Annotated in this window: 22 protein-coding genes; 13 read left to right on the top strand and 9 right to left on the bottom strand. The window is 39.8% G+C overall.

Annotated features, from left to right (window positions below; all coding sequences use genetic code 11):
• Positions 1 to 79: 79 nt before the first annotated feature.
• The 7 genes from WDM69_RS01775 to trxA form a co-directional block, all read right to left on the bottom strand.
• Positions 80 to 379, bottom strand: coding sequence for a hypothetical protein (locus tag WDM69_RS01775; protein WP_078307457.1), 300 nt, complete (start codon positions 377 to 379; stop codon positions 80 to 82).
• 84 nt (positions 380 to 463) lie between these two features.
• Complete coding sequence (gene dapA / locus WDM69_RS01770) at positions 464 to 1,369, bottom strand: 4-hydroxy-tetrahydrodipicolinate synthase (RefSeq protein WP_338755557.1); 906 nt, start codon at positions 1,367 to 1,369, stop codon at positions 464 to 466.
• A gap of 277 nt (positions 1,370 to 1,646) precedes the next feature.
• Positions 1,647 to 3,092 carry a Do family serine endopeptidase gene (locus tag WDM69_RS01765; RefSeq protein ID WP_411350850.1) on the bottom strand — a complete coding sequence of 482 codons (1,446 nt, stop codon included), beginning with the start codon at positions 3,090 to 3,092 and terminating at the stop codon, positions 1,647 to 1,649.
• A 234-nt stretch (positions 3,093 to 3,326) separates the two neighbouring features.
• Positions 3,327 to 4,013 (bottom strand): dTMP kinase, encoded by a 687-nt coding sequence (gene tmk, locus WDM69_RS01760; protein ID WP_411350601.1) that lies wholly within the window; start codon positions 4,011 to 4,013, stop codon positions 3,327 to 3,329.
• A 3-nt stretch (positions 4,014 to 4,016) separates the two neighbouring features.
• On the bottom strand, positions 4,017 to 5,201 hold the full coding sequence (gene mltG, locus WDM69_RS01755) for an endolytic transglycosylase MltG (RefSeq protein WP_338755556.1): 1,185 nt from the start codon (positions 5,199 to 5,201) through the stop codon (positions 4,017 to 4,019).
• A 61-nt stretch (positions 5,202 to 5,262) separates the two neighbouring features.
• A complete protein-coding gene (gene nagZ / locus WDM69_RS01750; RefSeq protein WP_078307591.1) occupies positions 5,263 to 6,384 on the bottom strand; it encodes a beta-N-acetylhexosaminidase in 1,122 nt (373 codons plus the stop codon).
• Positions 6,385 to 6,734: 350 nt separating this feature from the next.
• A complete protein-coding gene (gene trxA, locus WDM69_RS01745) occupies positions 6,735 to 7,061 on the bottom strand; it encodes a thioredoxin (RefSeq protein ID WP_078307452.1) in 327 nt (108 codons plus the stop codon).
• A 211-nt stretch (positions 7,062 to 7,272) separates the two neighbouring features.
• Here trxA and WDM69_RS01740 point away from each other — a divergent pair, with 211 nt between their 5' ends.
• Positions 7,273 to 8,034: an RluA family pseudouridine synthase gene (locus tag WDM69_RS01740; protein WP_078307589.1), complete on the top strand. Its 762-nt coding sequence runs from the start codon at positions 7,273 to 7,275 to the stop codon at positions 8,032 to 8,034.
• Positions 8,035 to 8,128: 94 nt separating this feature from the next.
• On the opposite strand, the gene WDM69_RS01735 is transcribed toward WDM69_RS01740, so the two are convergent.
• Both WDM69_RS01735 and fumC read right to left on the bottom strand, forming a co-directional pair.
• Positions 8,129 to 8,770 (bottom strand): LysE family translocator, encoded by a 642-nt coding sequence (locus tag WDM69_RS01735; RefSeq protein WP_078307451.1) that lies wholly within the window; start codon positions 8,768 to 8,770, stop codon positions 8,129 to 8,131.
• A gap of 233 nt (positions 8,771 to 9,003) precedes the next feature.
• Positions 9,004 to 10,392, bottom strand: a complete 1,389-nt coding sequence (gene fumC / locus WDM69_RS01730) for a class II fumarate hydratase (protein ID WP_078307587.1) — start codon at positions 10,390 to 10,392, stop codon at positions 9,004 to 9,006.
• 155 nt (positions 10,393 to 10,547) lie between these two features.
• Here fumC and WDM69_RS01725 point away from each other — a divergent pair, with 155 nt between their 5' ends.
• The 12 genes from WDM69_RS01725 to WDM69_RS01670 are packed head-to-tail and all read left to right on the top strand — an operon-like array spanning position 10,548 to position 18,358.
• The gene (locus WDM69_RS01725) at positions 10,548 to 11,240 is read left to right on the top strand and encodes a 5-formyltetrahydrofolate cyclo-ligase (protein WP_143823305.1); all 693 of its coding nucleotides are present in this window, start codon (positions 10,548 to 10,550) and stop codon (positions 11,238 to 11,240) included.
• Positions 11,215 to 11,766 carry a DUF2235 domain-containing protein gene (locus WDM69_RS01720; protein ID WP_078307449.1) on the top strand — a complete coding sequence of 184 codons (552 nt, stop codon included), beginning with the start codon at positions 11,215 to 11,217 and terminating at the stop codon, positions 11,764 to 11,766. The genes WDM69_RS01725 and WDM69_RS01720 overlap by 26 nt, the downstream gene beginning before the upstream one ends.
• Positions 11,756 to 12,490: a hypothetical protein gene (locus tag WDM69_RS01715; RefSeq protein WP_078307447.1), complete on the top strand. Its 735-nt coding sequence runs from the start codon at positions 11,756 to 11,758 to the stop codon at positions 12,488 to 12,490. Before WDM69_RS01720 ends, WDM69_RS01715 begins: the two co-directional genes overlap by 11 nt.
• 30 nt (positions 12,491 to 12,520) lie before the next feature.
• On the top strand, positions 12,521 to 13,315 hold the full coding sequence (locus WDM69_RS01710; protein WP_338755555.1) for a phospholipase effector Tle1 domain-containing protein: 795 nt from the start codon (positions 12,521 to 12,523) through the stop codon (positions 13,313 to 13,315).
• Positions 13,316 to 13,324: 9 nt separating this feature from the next.
• On the top strand, positions 13,325 to 13,900 hold the full coding sequence (locus tag WDM69_RS01705) for a hypothetical protein (RefSeq protein ID WP_338755554.1): 576 nt from the start codon (positions 13,325 to 13,327) through the stop codon (positions 13,898 to 13,900).
• 17 nt (positions 13,901 to 13,917) lie between these two features.
• On the top strand, positions 13,918 to 14,694 hold the full coding sequence (locus WDM69_RS01700) for a phospholipase effector Tle1 domain-containing protein (RefSeq protein ID WP_338755553.1): 777 nt from the start codon (positions 13,918 to 13,920) through the stop codon (positions 14,692 to 14,694).
• Between the two features lie 10 nt (positions 14,695 to 14,704).
• Complete coding sequence (locus WDM69_RS01695) at positions 14,705 to 15,370, top strand: hypothetical protein (protein ID WP_338755552.1); 666 nt, start codon at positions 14,705 to 14,707, stop codon at positions 15,368 to 15,370.
• 16 nt (positions 15,371 to 15,386) lie between these two features.
• A complete protein-coding gene (locus WDM69_RS01690) occupies positions 15,387 to 16,229 on the top strand; it encodes a phospholipase effector Tle1 domain-containing protein (RefSeq protein WP_338755551.1) in 843 nt (280 codons plus the stop codon).
• The gene (locus tag WDM69_RS01685; protein WP_338755550.1) at positions 16,229 to 16,753 is read left to right on the top strand and encodes a hypothetical protein; all 525 of its coding nucleotides are present in this window, start codon (positions 16,229 to 16,231) and stop codon (positions 16,751 to 16,753) included. Before WDM69_RS01690 ends, WDM69_RS01685 begins: the two co-directional genes overlap by 1 nt.
• 17 nt (positions 16,754 to 16,770) lie before the next feature.
• Complete coding sequence (locus tag WDM69_RS01680) at positions 16,771 to 17,562, top strand: phospholipase effector Tle1 domain-containing protein (protein ID WP_338755549.1); 792 nt, start codon at positions 16,771 to 16,773, stop codon at positions 17,560 to 17,562.
• Between the two features lie 9 nt (positions 17,563 to 17,571).
• A complete protein-coding gene (locus WDM69_RS01675) occupies positions 17,572 to 18,129 on the top strand; it encodes a hypothetical protein (protein WP_338755548.1) in 558 nt (185 codons plus the stop codon).
• On the top strand, positions 18,122 to 18,358 hold the full coding sequence (locus WDM69_RS01670) for a phospholipase effector Tle1 domain-containing protein (protein ID WP_338755547.1): 237 nt from the start codon (positions 18,122 to 18,124) through the stop codon (positions 18,356 to 18,358). Before WDM69_RS01675 ends, WDM69_RS01670 begins: the two co-directional genes overlap by 8 nt.
• Positions 18,359 to 18,380: the final 22 nt, after the last annotated feature.

The raw sequence follows: 18,380 nt of genomic DNA, 5'->3' as shown, positions 1-18,380 counted from the left end.
AGAGCCTTAGTAAATTTTGATGACAAATAAAGATGAATAAACAATCGCTTGGGTTGGCTGATGGCTTATGATTGATGGTTTATGGGCTGGTTAAATCTTGGCTCGGTGTTGGCAGTTGATATTGTTTTCCTGACGCATTTTTAACATCAATCGTACTGTCGCCTAAGTCAATGATGGGATAAAGTGGCACAAATGGCTGTGTCTCTTGCTCGACTGGCAGATGAATGGGGGCAAGTAATTTGCTGTTTTGATAGTCCAAACTGCCATTATCATATTGGGCAAATAAGTTTTTGGTGCTTTGACAGCCTGTTACTAACATGGCAATACTTGCCAATAGCACGATGAAAGCGGTACGGACAAAGTGAAATAAAGTTGGCATGGCAAATCAGTCCTAATCATAAACGATTGCAAATGGTAACTTGATGATAATAAAGTCAACGAATGACAGTTATACTAAAGACAGTTAAATCAAAGCTGCTTGCTTTAGGGCAACATCGACTCTGTCATGGTGTTGTTGGGATAACCATACCAATGGCAGACGGATACCTTTATCGATTTTACCCATTTTATATAGTGCATATTTGACAGGAATGGGGCTTGATTCCACAAACAAATCTTGATGTAAATGTTTAATGCCATCATGCACCTGATGGGCAGTGTCCCAATCACCTTGTAAAGCAGCAGCAAAGACTTGGCTCATGGCGTGTGGGGCAATGTTAGCAGTGACTGAGATATTACCTTTACTGCCATAACGCATCAGCTCAAGGGCGGTATTATCATCGCCTGACAACACAGTCATGCGTCCGCTTAAGGCACGACAAAGTAACTGACCACGGTTAATATTGCCTGTGGCATCTTTGATGGCGATGATATTGTCAATATTTGCCAAACGTTCGCAAGTCTCTTGGGCGATGTCCACCACGGTACGCCCCGGTACATTATAAAGCATCTGTGGCATATCGACCGCTTGAGCAATGGCTTTGTAATGCTGATATAAGCCTTCTTGGGTGGGCTTGTTATAATAAGGGGCAACCAATAAAGCACAATCTGCCCCAGCGACCTTAGCACGGCGAGTCAGTTCAATGGCTTCGTGGGTGCTGTTTGCCCCTGTGCCTGCAATGACAGGCACTCTACCACGCACTTGTTTGACAAAAAATTCAATGACTTCGCTGTGCTCTTTGACGGTCAGTGTGGCAGATTCGCCAGTTGTCCCTACCGCCACCAAGCAATGTGTGCCTTGCTCAATTTGCCAATCGATTAGGTCAGCCAATCGTGTATAGTCTAAGTCGCCATTGGGTAACATTGGGGTAACCAGTGCCACTATAGAGCCTTGCAACACACCTTTGATGTCATCATACGCTGTGGTCATATGTTTGCCTTTTTACCGCTTGTTCGTTGTTTGCTTATCATCATTTGCTTGCTGGCAGTGCTTATCATGACTAAAGCACCCAGTTAAATGAAAGCACCAAATTAAAGCATCTATTTTGTTATTTTAGCACATCACCACTGATGGTGATAAGTCCAGTTCCAGCGATTGCCTTTATTTACATTGGCTTATATTTACATTGGCTTATTTCATTTGACATGCTGATTTGGCATGCTCAATCAGCATATCAAGCCTAGGGCGTACCCCTAAGTTAGTTAAGTTAGTCTTCAATTCTCAAGCCAATGATGGCAGGAATGCCATTACGGATAATTTCGATGGTTACCACCCCTTTTTTTGGTAGTGATTCTAAAGCATAAATAAAATCTGCGATGCTTGTTATTGGTTTTTGGTGTAAATTGGTAATCACATCACCAGCCTGCAATCCTGAGCGAGCTGCTAATCCTGTCGGTGTTACGGCAGTAATCAACACGCCATTATCGACTCTAAAGGCTTGTAACTCTTTGGCTTCCACACGGGTCAACTCACGCAAACGAATTCCCAAGGCGATGGTGTTGTTAGTCGCACCATTGTCATCAGCCTGCATGTCAGATGGGGCGGCACTTAATGTGCCATAAACTCGTTGTGGTTTTTTGTTACGTTGGATAAGCAAATCAAATCTGTCATTTGGGTGAGCTTGATTGACTTTATTGACAAAGTCATCAGCACTTTGTAGCCGTTCACCATTGTACTCTATGATGACATCACCCCGTTTAAGCCCTGCTTTACTGGCAGGTGATTCGGGCGATACTTGTGTTACCAACGCTCCTTGTGGCAATGCCAAGCCATAGGCTTCTGCCAAATTTCGGTCAATGTCTTGTGGGTACACACCAAAATAAGCTCGTTTGACCTCGCCTGTGTCTTTTAACTGTGCATAGATATTCATCGCCGCATCAATGGGAATGGAAAATGACAGCCCCATATAGCCACCTGTGCCGCTAAAGATGCGAGAGTTAATACCGATGACTTGTCCTTGACGATTAAATAAAGGACCACCTGAATTACCTGGATTGAGTGCCACATCGGTTTGGATAAATGGCACGCTGGCTTGACGAGAAAAGTTACGAGATTTTGAGCTAACAATGCCTGCTGAAGCTGAATAATCAAAACCAAAAGGTGAACCGATTGCCAATACTGATTCACCCACCTTGATGGCATTAGAGTCCCCCAATGGCAACGCAGGAAAATCATTACCTTCTACTTTCAACACCGCCACGTCTGAACGTTCATCACTGCCAATAAGCTTAGCATCTAATTCACGGCGGTCACTTAAAGTAACGGTGATGGTGTCTGCCCCTTCAATGACATGATGATTGGTCAGCATATAACCATCTTTGGTGACAAAAAATGCCGTACCATACGCATGTTCCACCGCTGGTATGGGTGGTGTGTCAGGCAGTTGTAGTCGATTACCAAAAAATTGTCTGAGCAATTCAACCGTTTGTGCTTTTGCCAGCTCTTCATGGCTGATTTCTTTGGTAACGTTAACCCGTGCAACGCCAGGGGTAACTTGACTGACCAAATCCGAAAAATCGGTGGCGGTAACCTTGGCTTGAGCAGTTGTACCTAAACTTAGGGAAACCATACCAACACCCAAAGCAGTGGCAGTTAAATTGACTGATAATGCTGTACTGACGGCAAGCATCAAGCTTACTGCGGTGCGAGTCATTAAGGTTAAGGGTTGGGCGGACTTAGCGACACGACGGCTCATAAAGCTTCCTTTTTAATTTTGTTTAAAATATGGCTGACAAGTTTGCTTTGGTGTGAATCATTCGCATTATTTTATAGCATATTGTTTGGCAATCAACAATGGACACTGTTTTAATGACGATGCTGTTTTAATGACAATGTTTTCATTAGGGGCTGACGCATGGGCTTGGTATTTTAGGGTTTTAAGCCATTGCTAAAACTTGCTGTTGCTCATACATGCCCAAATTCGCATCGCCACTTGCTCTGATGTCCCACTGGCATCAATACGGTAAATCCGCTTGGGGTACTTGTTAGCAAGGTAATCATATCCTTGATATACTCGCTCAAAAAATGCCACAGTCTGCTGTTCAAAACGGTCTGCCACACTGCGTTTACACGCTCTGGCAAGACCATCACGCACTGGTAAATCCAACCAAAAAGTCATGTCTGGTAATCGTGGAACAAATAAATCCGTTAATGTTTGGATTTTTGCCAATTGTTGCTGATGGCTTTCAACATTCCTATTATTATCATGCGTATTGTCATGCGTATCCATCATACGACCAAACCCTTGATAGGCAATGGTTGAATCGGTGAAACGATCACAAATCACCCATTTGCCCTCGTGCAATGCTGGCAAAATCAACTGTGCCAAATGGTCACTGCGAGCAGCAAACATTAATAAAAGTTCACTGTCATCATGAATCTGACTTTGTGAGTCTAATAATATCTGTCTAAGACGCTCAGAAAACTGGCTACCCCCCGGTTCACGAGTACGCACAAAATCAATGCCTTGTTCTTGCAAGCGATTGCATAAATGGCTAATGGCGGTGGTCTTACCCACGCCTTCTGTGCCTTCAAAGCTGATAAATGGTGTCATCTGTGCGATAGTCATGGTCATCACTCACTGATTTTTGATGATTTTTAAGTATTCTTGTACTGCTTGGTTATGCTCTTTTAGGGTGTTGCTAAACGTGTGTCCACCTGTGCCTGTCGCCACAAAATATAAGGCATCAATATCCGCAGGGTGCATGGCAGCGTTGATGGCAGCTTTTGATGGTAAGGCAATGGGGGTTGGTGGTAAGCCATCAATTTGATAGGTATTATAATCAGTTTTTTCATTAATGTCGGCTCGGCGAATGTTGCCATCATATCGTTCGCCCATGCCATAGATGATGGTGGGGTCGGTTTGTAATCGCATGCCTAGGCGTAAGCGGTTAATAAAGACCGCTGCCACTTTTTCTCGTTCTTCAGCAATGCCTGTTTCTTTTTCGATGATAGATGCCATGATTAGGGCATCATAGGGCGATTTGTAAGGCAGGTTCTCATCTCGATTTGCCCATGCGTCTGTTAATAATTGACGTTGTTTGTCATATAACGTGGTTAATATGTGTTTATCACTACTGCCTTTGGCAAACAAATAAGTATCGGGCGCAAACCAACCCTCTAAGTTATTGGCATATTTACCGTCTGGTGTGGTGGCATCGATACCAAGGCGTTGTTTTAAACGATTTAAATCGTCTGATTTGTCTAAAATTTCAATGGCAACGCCTTGGGTGTCTTTAATGGTGGCATATAGGTCTTTGGCAGTTTTACCTTCAATGATTTGCACCTTGACCATGGCAATATCAGCTCCCTGCTCAAGTATTTGCATGACTTGCAAAAAAGTGGGGTTAGCAGGCAGTTGATACACGCCTGCGTATAAAGGGGCATCAATTTGGGTTTTGATATAAAGCTTGGCAAGCGTGGCAGAAAACAGGGGAACTTTTGATTGCCATGTGGGGATAAGCCCATAATAACTTTGCCCACTTTCCACGGTAAATAACTGTTCAGGCTGTGTGGATTGACCCAAAAAGGTCTGATACACCACCAGCAATAATGCGCCCAATATCAGCGTTAATGCCAGTAACCACTGATAACCTTTCATCATAAAGAAAGACCGCTGTTTGTCATCTTGCTGACTCTGAGTTTTATTGGGGCAATCACACACCAAAGAGACATCAGTGGCTTTGGCTTTTTTATCCGTGCTTAGGTTGATGTCAGTTTTAACATCGATTGGCTTGTCTGTTGGCTTATGGTCATCAGTCATGGCAAAGGTCTCAACGGGCAATGAATAACCCTCATGTGCAGGTCAGATAGATGGATAAAAACTAGCTGGTTAAGCTTGCCATAAAGTCTGCAATCGATGCTTTGGCATCTGAATACAAAGGCAATTGGGCAGCCGTACTTGCCAAACAACCTTGCCAAACAGGGATATTACCTACCATATTGGCAAGGCGTGACTGATTGGGCATGGGTAAACACGTGGCAAATTGGGCTGCTTGCATGGCAGATTGAGCATCATTACACACCAACGCCATGTCGCACCCTGCGGATATGGCAGCTTGCACTCGCTTGGTAACATCACCTGCCACATGAGCTGCTTTCATGGACAAGTCATCAGAGAACAACACCCCATCAAAACCTAACTTTTGGCGGATTATCTGCTGTAACCAAATGCGAGAAAATCCAGCAGGACGGTCATCTACTTGCGAAAAAATCACATGAGCAGGCATCAGTGCATCAAGCCAAGGCAGATGACGCATAAAGGGCAATAAGTCTTGATTGGCAATGTCATCATAACATCGGTCATCAACCGCCATCGCCACATGCGAATCGGGGGCAACCGAACCATGCCCCGGAAAGTGCTTACCTGTACTTGCCATACCAGCAGATTTCATGCCATGGATAAACTCACCTGCTAGGGCAGTCACCACTTGTGGCTTGGCATGAAAACTGCGGTCACCAATCACTTGGCTGATGCCATTTAAATCCAATACAGGAGCAAAACTAAAATCAATGCCCACCGCCAATACCTCAGCTGCCATCAGATAGCCTGCATGATACGCCAATCGCAAGGCATGACAAGGGTCTGTCTCAAACCGTTGTCCAATGGCTCCCATGGCTGGCAACGGACTAAAGCCTTCTTGTAACCGTGCCACCCGACCACCCTCTTGGTCAACCGCCACTAAGATTTGCTGATTGATTGTTGTTTCGTTGGTTGTTGTTTCGTTGATTGTTGTTTCGTTGGTTGTTTCTTGATGGGTGCTTTTTTGACTGATGCTTTGTCTTTTAACTTGATGAATGGCATCACACAGCTCACGCACTTGCTCTGGGCTTTGTATATTACGGGCAAATAAAATGATGCCACCAACTTGCATCTGACCAATCAGCTCTATGTCTGCTTTATTTAGACGTGTCCCTGCCACATCTACCATCAATGCTCCGTACACCACCAACTCCCATATCATAAGACATCATAAGACAATTAAAAATGCGTCATAAGACAATCAGACGTCATCGATGATTGAACACAAAACAACCACAACCAACGTGCCATATTATCCATTTTACCAAACTGTCCATTTTATCAAAGTGCCGTATTTCCATATTACCAAAGTACCGTATTAAAGTTAATGGTTTAAGACGGTTGTTAACAGTGTTTGTTAACTGAGTGTTTGTTAACTGAGTCAACACATTCATCAACAAAAAAGCATGACCGTAAAAGTCATGCTTTATTAAGATAACTTTATAGATGACATTAAGAATTAAGACAATGGTAAAACAACCAAATGGGGATAAATCATACGTATTTGTTTAATAAGTGAGCAAGTTGTTCCTTGGGTTGTAAACCCATAACCATGTCTACTTTTTCACCATTTTTAAACATAAATAAGGTTGGAATGCTACGAATGCCATATTGGGCAGCAGATTGTGGATTGGCATCAACATCAACTTTCACAATCTTCACTTTACCTTGATATTCATCAGATAAGGCTTCTAAGGTTGGGGCGATTGCTTTACAAGGACCACACCAAGTTGCCCAAAAGTCTACCAGCACAGGCAGATCAGACTTAAGTACTTCTTGTTCAAAAGTGGCATCGGTGGCATTTACGATATTGGCAGACATAATCATTTCCTTTGTTTAAAAAATATTTAAAAAATACAAATGTTAAAGCCAAAACACCCAGATAAGACACGCACATAAAGACTTGATGCACGCACGTTAGGTTTTTGGTGAATTAACTGCTATTATCTTAACATTTTTTAGTGTGTCTGTTTGTAATACTGCGTTAATGATGTGAATGATTGCGATAAATTTTATTAAACGTGAGCCTAACATGCCCCAAACTCAGCAAAATTCGTTAAATAAGCCAACTGGCAACCTAAGCCCAAAACGCATCGATGAGCTTAACCAACAAGAACAACATCGCTTGCGTAACAAACCAGATTTTTTTTATCAATTTGCCAAAAACATCACTTTATTTGAAGATGATGACATTTGGTTGGTTGATAAGCCAGCTGGTTTGCTGAGTGTCGATGGTCGTCAGCTGAAGGTCAGCTTACTGTCTCGCCTTGAGTTTGTCAATCCAAACGTCAAGCTCATTCATCGGCTAGACATGGACACATCTGGCATCATGATATTTGCCAAATCAAAAACCGCCCAAAGCCACATCAGCAAGCAATTCATTGACCGCTTGCCCCAAAAGCACTATGAAGCGGTGGTCATGGGTGTGCTGGCAGTGGCGGGCAAAAAAGGCAGTGTCAACATTCCTGTCCGCTATGACCCTAACCATAAACCCAAACACATCACCGACCCCAATTGGCACAAGGCGGCACTGACACATTATGAAGTATTGCATCATGAGATAAGACAAGGACAGGCCGTTACTCGAGTATCGCTCAAACCTGTAACAGGGCGTAGTCATCAGCTAAGAGTACACATGACCCACCTTGGGTATGTGATGCTGGGTGACCCCATTTATGCTGATGGCATGGCACGGCAGTTGGCAGGCAGATTGTGTTTACATGCTCATAAATTACGATTAAAACACCCTACCTTAAATGTATGGATGGAATGGCAAAGTCCTGTGCCATTTTAGGCTGGCTGTTTTGGGTTGATGGGTTAAATATTGGTGTATGACATAAGCGATGATTTTAATTTCAAAAAAAATCATTAAAATGATGGTTTTAGAGTTAATGACCATAAAAAACATATAAAGCATGTGTCATTTGACTGATTGCATATATTGACACCAATAATAACATCACTCCTGATGACTTATTTATCATGTTAGCAGTCTGATTATGATTTATTTTTGAAAAAATAAAAGAATAGATAGAAAGAATGGAATAATCAAACATCATCCAAATCATCACCAATATCAGCATTGACATACTGATGTTGCTTGGGTAAACACTCAGAAATATTGGAAAAAAAGCCATAAAAAATAATATGTCTTTGGGATTAGAAATGCCGATTAAAAAACCATCTTTAACGTGATTTTTGCTTATGTTAGGTTGGTTATTCGCAATCGTTTTTTGCATGTCCACTTTATCTCGTATGATGCCTATTGAAAAATATAATAAATATAAAGAACCTATTAATGTTAACCAATTTAACGCCACCTCACTGACAGAAAACACGCCTTTCATGATGATAAAAGAGATGACAATTAACACCAAAGAGGCGGTATTCGTTCCCATGACCGTTTTTATCCCTGCAAGAAACCCATTTTTAGTGCTTGCATTAACCACCAATAGCGTTACTGGTCCTGGGGTTGCTAAAAAAAGCACAATAGATAACACATAGGTTGTTAATAATGCAAAATCAATCATTTTTTTATCCTTAATTTTTTATCCTTGATAAGATAAGGCATATTCCTAAACAAGAACATAGCATGACCATCAACCCTGATGACCCATTGCCACAATATTTATTAAAAATTAAAAAATATTTATTAAAAGATATTTATTAAAAAATCCTGCCATGTGCCAATGGCAGGATTTTTCTATCAAATTAAAGCACAAACTAAAACCATGTACTTAAAACCATGTACTAAAACATCGTCTTATTTAGGTGATACCATGTCTTCTGGGATTACCCATTCATCAAACTGCTCTGCTGTCATCAGCTCAAGTTCAACCGCCACTTGTTTTAAGGTTTTGCTTTCTTTATAAGCAGTTTTGGCAATTTTAGCGGCATTTTCATAACCAACATGGCGATTTAAGGCGGTAACCAACATCAACGAATGATGCAGATAATCATCAATTTTTTCTTTAACTGGCTCAATACCAACCGCACAGTTATCATTAAAACTGTTACAAGCATCACCCAACAATTTTATGGATTGTAGCAAGTTGTAAGCAATGACTGGTTTAAACACATTGAGTTCAAAATTACCTGATGCTCCTGCCACGTTGATGGTGGTGTCATTACCTAACACTTGTGCCACCACCATGGTCATGGCTTCAGATTGGGTGGGATTGACTTTACCTGGCATGATGGATGAACCCGGTTCGTTTTCGGGGATTTGAATCTCACCGATACCGCAACGTGGCCCTGATGCCAACCAACGCACGTCATTGGCGATTTTATTCAGACTGGTTGCCAAGGTCTTTAAAGCACCTGATGCGAACACTTCAGCATCACGAGCAGCCAAGGCTTCAAACTTGTTAGGGGCTGTGATAAATGGCAACCCCGTCAGCTCTGATAACTGAATGGCAACTTTAATGGCATAATCTGGGTGAGCATTTAGCCCTGTTCCTACGGCTGTGCCACCCAATGGCAATTCATACAGACCTTGCAAGGCGTTATCAATGCGAATCAAAGCATGGTCAAGCTGACTGACATAACCGCTAAACTCCTGACCCAAGGTTAAAGGGGTGGCATCTTGTAGATGTGTGCGACCGATTTTGACAATGTTGGCAAATTGTTTTGCCTTAGCGTCCAAGGTATCACGTAAAGCGGTAACTGCTGGGATAAGCAGGCTGTTGATTTGCCGAGCAGCCGCCACACGAATGGCAGTGGGAAAACTGTCATTGGTTGATTGGGCATGGTTGACATGGTCATTGGGGTGTACTGGCTGATAACTGCCACGCTCATTGCCAGCAATTTCGTTGGCACGGTTGGCAAGCACTTCGTTCATGTTCATGTTAGACTGAGTGCCTGAGCCTGTCTGCCAGACCACCAAAGGAAATTGATCAGTCATGCCGCCATTAATGACTTCATCAGTTGCTTGTACAATAAGGTCACATTGACGCTCTTCGATGCGGCCTAAACTGGCGTTGGTGATGGCGGCGGCTTTTTTTACCAGTGCCATGGCTTCAATCATGGGTCTGGGTAAGGTTTCGCCGCCAATTTTAAAGTTTTCACGGCTACGTTGGGTTTGAGCCCCCCAATAAGCATCAGCGGGGACTTGTATTTCACCCATGGTGTCTTTTTCGCTACGGGTGGTTATTGTTGTGCTGGTCATTGCTGTCTTTCCTTGTGTTGGTATGACTGAAATATGAAACATCAAATAACATCAACAATCCAATCATCATATTGTTGTTGTGCCATCAGGCATTTTACACCCCAACCTAACATCACGCAATTTTGCTTAAGGTTTTGTTTATGAACGACAACATAGATAACAGCAGCATAGATAACAACAACATAGACAATGACAGCATGAACAACACAATCGCTCCCATACTGCGTCGACAAATGGGCAAACAACGCCGTCAGCTGTCATCACATCAGCGTCAGCATGCTGCTGCCCATGCCAGTCTTTGGTTACACAAGCTCACCACACGCCTGCCCAAAAACGCTCGTGTGGGTATTTATTATGATGGTTTTGGTGAGATGCCTACTCAGCCATTGTTGGCATGGTGTCAGCGTCATGGCTTTAGGGCTTTTTTACCGATTGTTGGCTCTTGGGGACAGACACCACCGTCATCTGTTTTCAACCCTTATAAGCGGTTGCGATTTACGCCCATTGCATCATCTCGACTCATCAATATCCCAACTTATCGACATAAATTGGGCATGCAACAACAACATGGGCAATATTTATTGGAAGCACATCAGCTTGATGTGCTGTTTTGTCCTTTGGTGGCAGTAAACAAGGTTGGCACTCGCATGGGCATGGGGGGTGGTTATTATGACGCCACGCTTAGTAAATCACATCGTTTGCAACTGCCCAAGCCACTCATCATTGGTTGGTGTTACGATTTTCAGGTGGTTGATGCGTTGCCAAAAAAACCTTGGGACGTGCCAATGGATATGGTGGTAACTCCCAGTGGCATACGTTGGGGTTCATTCTGATATTGGCGGAGGTTATGCCAATGGGGATTTGTCTGATACTGCTTTAATGTGGATAATAAAACAAGCTGAAAAATCAAATGTCACAATAGACCGAAAATGGATTACAGAAAACAATTATCATTCAACAACCAATCCTGTTGTACACGACAATGTTGGTGTATATTCCTTATCCCAATATAAACCATCAAGACAATTCTTATGGGCAAAAGATGGTAATAGTATTAGTCAGTTTGAGAAAATTAGTCATCTAAAACTAAATTGGAAAGACACCTTACAATTTGAAAATGACAAATCAAAGAAATTTGAAAAAGTTAAAAGATACTCAGAAGAGTACCTTAAATTGTCTCAATTACCAGCTTGTAGTCGCAAAGACGGTACTTGTCCGACTAGAAGTGCAACCGATGTAATGAATGATTATAAGAAACTAAAATATGATTCTGACAAAGAAATTCTATACGATAAAGATGAACAAATAAAAATTAAAGAGTATATAGAATGGTTGAGAGGTAATGGTTATGGAATTTAAATTAAATTTTTTGATAAGTTTCTTATACAAAATAGAGAAATTTATCAATAAACACAAAAAGAAAACTATTGCTATATTTCTGATTGTTGTATACCAAATGATTTATGAAATTAGTCCATTTTTTGGAAAAACAAACATAAATATATCTGTTGAAAATGAAAATTTAGATAAAAAATATATTATTGTATTTAAAAAAGCAGACAACTTTGAGCTATGCAAGCAAGGTTACGATTCTGCTTGGATTGAAGGTAACAATCAATATTCAGACTACTTATTAAGTTTTAATTGTGATATAAACTATAATGACCTTAAAAAAAGCCATTCTAGTTTCTTCGGATTTTATTATTCAATGATCAATATTGATGATATTGTACCAAATAATACAGAATATTATGAATTAGAAAAATACTATGATAAGATTTTTCAGAAAATTGATACAATTCCAGAAGAAGATTGGCAATACCAAAATATAGATTTATCACACAAAATACAGCACACCAAGCATCAAAAACCAATTGGGTACAGAAAACCTATCTACTTTGGAATTTATGCGTTCCCAATAGGAATACCCAACCCATTTAATGTTGATAAATTATGGGAGTACAAAATAGATATACAAAGCATAAAATGCTCATCTATATGCGGTCAAGAAAATAAAATACTAGTGATAAACTATCAAGAAACCTTGTCTTGGGCTCAACCATACACAAACCCTTGGAGTTAATCTCCAATCAATACAAAACAAGACAACGATATGCAAAACACCGAAAATTTTAACATGGACTTAGATGTCTCAGGCAGTGATTTTAACACCATCGTCCACGCAGTCGCAGCCAACGAAAACCGCAAACAATTTGCCAGACGCTCCATCTACACAGGAGAAAGCCAAGCCAATAGCAACAATGGCATAGAACAATCTGATAGCAAATACCGTCTAGAAAAAGGTTTTTTAGGTGCTCACTCGGACATTGGGGGTGGGTATGAGAGTGGGGATTTGTCTAATGTTGCCTTGATGTGGATGATAAAACAGGCACAAGAAAAAGGCAACATCAAGTTTAAAGATTATAGCCAATACAAACAAATCAACAACCCCATTGTTCACGACAGTTCATTTACCCTTCCTTTTAGTCTAGGCGGTGAGTTTAGATGGGCAACTGACAGCTCAAAAGACTATGACAAAACCAAGATATTTAATAACTTTAAACATTTAGAATTAAACTGGAATGACACCAAAGCCTTTGAAAATCCAAATAATAAAAAATTAGACAAGCTACAAAATGCCACTGAAATCATCGCAAAAAATAAACAAAAAGGCTTTTTTGAAAAAGAGCGTGTGCCTTATGTTGGCAATTTGGTTAAAGATGCGGTGTTGATGGCGGCTAATGATGAAAATAAAATTATCGCCATAAATGACTATTTGTATTGGTTAAAATGTCATTATGGGATAGATTTAAAATATACCAATAAAGAAATCAAAAGTAGCGAAACAGCTTTAAGTAATAAGCAACTATGTTCAGGCATACCGCTTCATAAGCAAGTTAAGAAATAGGAGACAGTTATGACATATAATCTCATTTTAAAAAATCTTATCGCTCTACTTGCATCATTGTCAGTATGTGGATGCGTTATTGCGGAAATGGTTGGTACAAAGACAGAAATGACACTTGGACTTGGTAGCAACTTGCCAGAAAATTATCAAGGCGTTGTGATTTTTGAAAATACACCTGAACTTAAAAGAATTTTTAAACAAAACACCAAATATATTACTTGGGGTATTCGTAGTGATAGTATAAATGCCAACTCATTACCAAAAGAGTTAAACCTTAAATATGCCACAATAAATATCAATCCCGATATTTATTATAACCGTTTAATTACAGAAGCAGAACAAGATAGACTAAGAAACAACTACGCCCAATCCCTACCCCCATCTGCTTGGCGTACTTATACCATTTATCCTAAGCAGTTGTTGGACAAGGGAACTTCTATGCCAATATGGGATACTCGTTATGACAAGGTAGCTGATGACCAAAAAGCCAAAAGCAGAGTAACGGTTAGTTTATACATAGATAGTAATGGTAAGGTTAGTCAAAACATTGAGCGAACATTGGTGTTGAGTGATAGTGTTTGGTAGTAAATCAGGATAACGATATGCAAAACATCAGAGCTTTTGGAATGAATTTAGATGTCTCAAATAGCGACTTTCAAACCATCGTCCACGCTGTTGCCACCAATGAAAACCGTGCTGAATTTGCCAGACGGTCTATCTATATCAGTCAAACGGAGGCTAACAGTAAAAATGATAAAACCATCAATGACAAATACCGTCTAGAAAAAGGTTTTTTAGGTGCTCACTCGGACATTGGGGGTGGGTATAAAGATGGCGACTTATCTGATGTTACTTTGGTATGGATGGCAAATGAGGCTAATAAGCTATATAAAAGCCAAAGCACTAAAACTGAGATTAAATTAAATACCAATGACAAAAGAATTTCCAACCCTATCGTTCACGATAGTATTGGAGTGGAGAGAGCTGCTGGAACTATTATTTTTAGTCCAAGTCGTCAATTTCGCTGGGCAGGGACTGAAAATGGTAGTGTAGAGCAATTTACTAGCATTCCGCACCTAAAATTTAATTGGGAACATAGCCGATCTTATCAACCAAAGGGAGTAAACCGATTTGATGACATACGTCGCCTTAGTGGTGAGTATATGAAAAGATGGGCTTGTGGACCCTTTATTAATGATTGTCCAGAAGTTGATGAGATTAGGGCATTTAAAGGTATTGATGGAGAGGGTCAGCCCACAATCTTGTACGGCAAGGGTGCGATTGGCAATAATCAAAGATATATACTCATTCAAGATTATATTAATTGGCTTAAAAATAAGGGTTATAGTCTTGATGGTCTTTCTGTTCAAATTCAATAAGGAATAAGAGATGAAATTTATAAAAATTATGACAGTGTTTTATCTATTCACATCATTAACAGCCTGTGCCAGTCCAAAATCAGAGATTAGTACAATTACATTCAACTCTCCACACAGTCTAAATGATGATACAAGAGATCAAATTATTATTTATGAATTGTTGGAACCAATGAAATCCTATTGTGGTCTTTATTATCTAGCCATTGGGTATAATCCAGATGATAGGATAAAAAATAATGATAGATTTTTTCACTATGGAACCTGCTTGTTTAATATTAAAAAATGGAACAACATACCAAACTTAACATTTAGATATACAACAATCCCAAGAAAGCGAAATACAATTTTTTGTGACCCAGCATATCTTGATGATGAAACAATGAAAACTTGTACAAAAATGGACGACTATGTTGACAGCCTTTATAATACAATTCCACAAGATGCTTGGGAGACCTACACCATAAACACCAAAGAAATTATTGAAAATTCCATAAAAGACAAGAATCCCGTCGGAAACAAAGAGAAAAATTTTGATATTACTTCATCAAAATTTACAGAGAGAAACGACAGATATGTAGAATTAAAATTTCATACAGTTGTTATAGACAACAAAATGGAACACACAATAGATATTCTCAATTATTGGAAACACCAAAAAAAATCTCTTTGGCATTAACTTCAAATTCAACTTTATGGGACTATACGACACCGTCCCTGCCTTTGGCTCAAATCAGGATAACGATATGCAAAACATCAGAGCTTTTGGAATGAATTTAGATGTCTCAAATAGCGACTTTCAAACCATCGTCCACGCTGTTGCCACCAATGAAAACCGTGCTGAATTTGCCAGACGGTCTATCTATATCAGTCAAACGGAGGCTAACAGTAAAAATGATAAAACCATCAATGACAAATACCGTCTAGAAAAAGGTTTTTTAGGTGCTCACTCGGATATTGGGGGTGGGTATGAGAGTGGGGATTTGTCTAATGTTGCCTTGATGTGGATGATAAAACAGGCACAAGAAAAAGGCAACATCAAGTTTAAAGATTATAGCCAATACAAACAAATCAACAACCCCATTGTTCACGACAGTTCATTTACCCTTCCTTTTAGTCTAGGCGGTGAGTTTAGATGGGCAACTGACAGCTCAAAAGACTATGACAAAACCAAGATATTTAATAACTTTAAACATTTGGAATTAAACTGGAATGACACCAAAGCCTTTGAAAATCCAAATAATAAAAAATTAGACAAGCTACAAAATGCCACTGAAATCATCGCAAAAAATAAACAAAAAGGCTTTTTTAAAAAAGAGCGTGTGCCTTATGTTGGCAATTTGGTTAAAGATGCGGTGTTGATGGCGAATGGGAAGGGTGAAATCATTGCCTTGCACGACTATATTACTTGGGTAAATTGTAATTACGGATTGGCTTTAAAAACAGAAAGAAACAAGGATTTTATCCCAAGCAATCTCAGTGAAGAAAAACTATGCTCTGGAACTCCTTTGCAAAACTATGTTGAAGGAGACAAATAATGAATAAACTATTAGCCATCTCCTTATTTGGTGTAATACTGACTGGTTGCTTATTTTCATCAGCAGTCTTTGGAGTAAAAACCGAGTTATATGTAGCAAAACGCCAAGCGGATTTTTATCAACAGGCCGTCATCATAAAAACCAACAAAGCAAACAATCCATACGATTTATGGGCTAACAGCTATAATGGGGATGGTTTTGGTAGCAATCCACCAAATACCCTAACCATCAATTACGCCATCATTCCTTGGGAAAAAGATAGAGCTTGGTCAATGGGATTAGATAATTATATTAAATTACAGGCAGACAAGCTTCCCCCATCTGCTTGGCGTACGCACACCATTTACCCCAAGCAGTTGTTGGACAAGGGAACTTCTATGCCAATATGGGATACTCGTTATGACAAGGTAGCTGATGACCAAAAAGCCAAAAGCAGAGTAACCGTTACTTTATACATAGATAGTAATGGTAAGGTTAGTCAAAACATTGAGCGGACATTGGTGTTGAGTGATAGTGTTTGGTAGTAAATCAGGATAACGATATGCAAAACATCAGAGCTTTTGGAATGAATTTAGATGTCTCAAATAGCGACTTTCAAACCATCGTCCACGCTGTTGCCACCAATGAAAACCGTGCTGAATTTGCCAGACGGTCTATCTATATCAGTCAAACGGAGGCTAACAGTAAAAATGATAAAACCATCAATGACAAATACCGTCTAGAAAAAGGTTTTTTAGGTGCTCACTCGGATATTGGGGGTGGGTATGAGAGTGGGGATTTGTCTAATGTTGCCTTGATGTGGATGATAAAACAGGCACAAGAAAAAGGCAACATCAAGTTTAAAGATTATAGCCAATACAAACAAATCAACAACCCCATTGTTCACGACAGTTCATTTACCCTCCCTTTTAGTCTAGGCGGTGAGTTTAGATGGGCAACTGACAGCTCAAAAGACTATGACAAAACCAAGATACTTAATAACTTTAAACATTTGGAATTAAACTGGAATGACACCAAAGCCTTTGAAAATCCAAATAATAAAAAATTAGACAAGCTACAAAATGCCACTGAAATCATCGCAAAAAATAAACAAAAAGGCTTTTTTGAAAAAGAGCGTGTGCCTTATGTTGGTAATCTGGTTAAAGATGCGGTGTTGATGGCAGCTAATGATGAAAATAAAATCATTGCCATCAATGACTATTTGTATTGGTTAAAATGTCATTATGGGATAGATTTAAAATATACCAATAAAGAAATCAAAAGCAGCGAAACAGCTTTAAGTGATAAGCAACTATGTTCAGGCATACCGCTTCATAAGCAAGTTAAGAAATAGGAGACAGTTATGACATATAATCTCATTTTAAAAAATCTTATCGCTCTACTTGCATCATTGTCAGTATGTGGATGCGTTATTGCGGAAATGGTTGGTACAAAGACAGAAATGATACTTGGACTTGGTAGCAACTTGCCAGAAAATTATCAAGGCGTTGTGATTTTTGAAAATACACCTGAACTTAAAAGAATTTTTAAACAAAACACCAAATATATTACTTGGGGTATTGAAAGTGATAGTATAAATGCCAACTCATTACCAAAAGAGTTAAACCTTAAATATGCCACAATAAATATCAATCCCGATATTTATTATAACAGTTTAATTGCAGAAAAAGATAGACTAAGAAACAACTACGCCCAATCCCTACCCCCATCTGCTTGGCGTACTTATACCATTTACCCTAAGCAGTTGTTGGAGCAAGGCAGAGCAATGCCTGCCAAGGGAATGCCCGCCAGTCATTGGCATAAGACAAGTGTAACGGTTACTTTGTATATTGACGGTAATGGCAATATCAGTCAAGAAATTGAGCACGAACCTGTTAAAGTAGGCAATCCTTATGCTTAGTAGATGTCATAACATCATCGTTCACGCTGTTGCTGTTAATGAACATCGTAGACAATTTCACGGTCGCTCCATTTTTAATAATCAAGCACAAGCCAATCAATATAACAATAAAGCATTAAATGGCACTCACTATCTAGAATTGGGCTTTTTAGGTGCTCATTCTGATATTGGGGGCTTTGAATTGGGGGTTCATAAAATCCTTGCAATTTACCCACCCTGCCACCATTAACTTGGTCATGACTCACAAACAA

The sequence above is a fragment of the Lwoffella lincolnii genome, assembly GCF_037201985.1.
Classification (GTDB): Bacteria; Pseudomonadota; Gammaproteobacteria; order Pseudomonadales; family Moraxellaceae; genus Psychrobacter; species Psychrobacter lincolnii.
Note: the sequence above shows the minus strand (reverse complement) of the source record. Positions and strands in the feature narration are given on the sequence as shown.